Origin of the sequence: Microbispora catharanthi, from assembly GCF_006334915.2 — a bacterium.
Classification (GTDB): domain Bacteria; phylum Actinomycetota; class Actinomycetes; order Streptosporangiales; family Streptosporangiaceae; genus Microbispora; species Microbispora catharanthi.
On record NZ_VDMA02000064.1, the window covers coordinates 1 to 2,623 of the forward strand.

General features: G+C 68.8%; 2 protein-coding genes and 1 pseudogene. All 3 read right to left on the reverse strand.

Going from position 1 to position 2,623, the window contains the following annotated elements:
- Positions 1–220, reverse strand: a pseudogene (locus FH610_RS42560) (sugar phosphate isomerase/epimerase); the annotation flags it as partial.
- Positions 217–1,389 carry a Gfo/Idh/MocA family protein gene (locus tag FH610_RS42565; protein ID WP_139580919.1) on the reverse strand — a complete coding sequence of 391 codons (1,173 nt, stop codon included), beginning with the start codon at positions 1,387–1,389 and terminating at the stop codon, positions 217–219. The pseudogene FH610_RS42560 and the gene FH610_RS42565, both read right to left, overlap by 4 nt.
- Entirely contained in the window at positions 1,386–2,447 is a 1,062-nt protein-coding gene (locus FH610_RS42570) for a substrate-binding domain-containing protein (RefSeq protein WP_139580920.1), read from the reverse strand. Before FH610_RS42570 ends, FH610_RS42565 begins: the two co-directional genes overlap by 4 nt.
- Positions 2,448–2,623: the final 176 nt, after the last annotated feature.

The following is a 2,623-nucleotide window of genomic DNA, read 5'->3' on the forward strand; positions in this document are numbered from 1 at the left end:
GGTGGTGGGAGATCGTCCACACCCCGAGGTTGTACTTGGCCAGGGTCTCCTTCTTGCGTTCGATGTAGGAGTCGTCGGCGAGGGCCTTGTCGACCTCGAAGTGGTCGCCCCAGCAGGCGATCTCCAGACCGTCGTAGCCCCATTCCGAGGCCAGCCGGCAGACCTCCTCGAACGGCAGGTCCGCCCACTGCCCGGTGAACAACGTGACCGGCCTGGTCATGAATCCTCCACAGTCGTGAAGCGGCTGCCCTCAGCCGCACTCTGCTCGACGGCCGCCAGCACCCGCTGCACCCGCAGCCCGTCCTCGAAGGACGGCACGGGGTCGGTGCCGGCGGCGATCGCCTCCAGGAAGTCCTTCGTCTCGTGGACGAAGGTGTGCTCGTATCCGAGGCCGTGGCCCGGCGGCCACCACGCCCCGGCGTACGGGTGGTCCGGCTCGGTGACCTGCACCCTCCGGAATCCGTGCTCGGCGCTGCCGATGGTGTGGTCGTGGAACCACAGCTCGTTCATCGCCTCGAAGTCGAAGGACAGGCTCCCCAGGGAGCCGTTGACCTCGATGCGCAGCGCGTTCTTGTGCCCGGTCGCGAAGCGGGTGGCCTCGAACGACGCCAGCGCGCCCCCGCTGAGGCGGCCGATGAACAGCGCGGCGTCGTCCACGGTGACCGGGCCCGTCCCGGCTCCGCCGCCGGCCGAGAGCCCGGCCGAGCTGACCGCCAGGGGACGCTCCTTGACGAAGGTCTCGGTCATCGCCGATACCCCGGTCAGCCGCTGACCGGTGATGAATTCGGCGGTGTCGATGATGTGGGCGCCGATGTCGCCGAGAGCGCCGGACCCGGCCTTGTCCTTCTGGAGCCGCCAGACCAGGGGGAACTCCGGGTCGACGATCCAGTCCTGCAGGTACTGCGCCCGCACGTGCCGGATCTCCCCGAGCCTGCCCTCCTCGACGAACCGCCGGGCCAGCGCGACCGCGGGAACGCGGCGGTAGTTGAAGGCGACCATGCTGCGCACCCCGCGCGCCGCCGCCTCCTTCGCCGCCGCGGCCATGGCCTCGGCCTCGGCGACGGTGTTGGCCAGCGGCTTCTCGCACAGGACGTGCTTGCCCGCCGCCAGCGCCGCGATGGCGATCTCGGCATGGCTGTCACCCGGCGTGCAGATGTCGACGATCTGCACGTCGTCACGCTCGAGCAGGCGCTTCCAGTCGGTCTCCGCGTGGGCCCACCCCAGCTTCTCGGCGGCCTGCGCGGTCGCCTCGGCGGACCTGCCGGCCACGGCCACCATCGCGGGTTTGAACGGCAGGTCGAAGAACGCGTCCACGCTGCGCCACGCCTGGGAGTGGGTGCGGCCCATGAACGCGTAGCCGACCATGCCGATCCCGATGACAGGCCTCATGACTCGAAGCCGAGCGGCAGGTACTTGTCCACGTTGTCCTTGGTCACGGTCGCCGAGGCCAGCGTGATCGACTGCGGCACCTCCTGCTCCAGCAGGTCGCTCATGCCCTTGCCCTGGGCGATGAGCCGGGCCAGCTTGACCGCCGAGGCGGCCATCGTCGGGGGATAGGTGACCGTGGCCTTCAGCACGGTGTTGTCCGCCTGGATGTCACGCATCGCGTTGGCCGAACCCGCGCCACCGACCATGAAGAACTCCTCACGACCGGCCTCCTTGATCGCCGCCATCACACCGATGCCCTGGTCGTCGTCGTGGTTCCAGATGGCATCGATCTTCTTGTGCGCCTGCAGCAGGTTGCTGGCCACCTGCGTGCCGGACTCCACCGTGAACTTGGCGTCCTGCTGCGCGGTCACCTTGAACCCGTACATCTTCAAAGCGTCGGCGAAGCCCTTGCTGCGGTCCTGGGTCAGCGGCAGCGTCGCGATGCCCTGGATCTCCAGGATGACCGGGTCGGCCACGCCCTTGTCCTTCAGCGTCTTGCCGATGTAGTGACCGGCGGCCACACCCATGCCGTAGTTGTCCCCGCCGATCCAGGTCCGGTACGACAGCTTGTCCGGGAACACCCGGTCCAGGTTGATCACCGGGATGCCGGCGTCCATCGCCTGCCGCGCGACCTGGTTCAGCTGCTCACCGTCGTTCGGCAGGATCACCAGCGCGTTCACCTTGGCCTGGATCAGCGACTCCACCGCCGAGATCTGCTGGTTGATGTCGTTGGTCGGCTCGACCGCCTTGAACTCCACATCGGAGTACTTCGCGGCCGCGTCCGCCGCGTTCTTGGCGATGGCGGCGATCCAGCCGTGGTCGGCGGCCGGGGCCGAGAAGCCGATGACGACCTTGTCGCCGGGGGCGTCGTTGCCGCCCGTGGCCGCGGCGGCGGGAGCGGCGGCCGGCGCGCTCGCCTGCGCCGCCGGCTCGTTGCTGGTGCAGGCCGTGATGAGGGCGCCTGCACCGAGGACGGCTCCACCGAGGAGGAAGCCGCGGCGGCCGGGGTTCTTGTCCATATGTTCTCTCCTTGCTGGGGCCGGTCGGGTTCCGATCCGGCCCCCGGTATCAGGTGTGTGAATTGAGGCTTCGCCGCTGCAGGAGCACGGCGACGACGATGATCGCGCCCTTGGCGACGAGCTGGTCGGCGGTGTTGAGGCCGTTGAGGATGAACAGGTTGGTGATCACAGTGAAG

Coding starts and splice junctions, on each gene's coding strand:
- FH610_RS42565 (WP_139580919.1), bottom strand. CDS start 1,389: ATGAGGCCTGTCATCGGGATCGGCATGGTCGGCTACGCGTTCATGGGC.
- FH610_RS42570 (WP_139580920.1), bottom strand. CDS start 2,447: ATGGACAAGAACCCCGGCCGCCGCGGCTTCCTCCTCGGTGGAGCCGTC.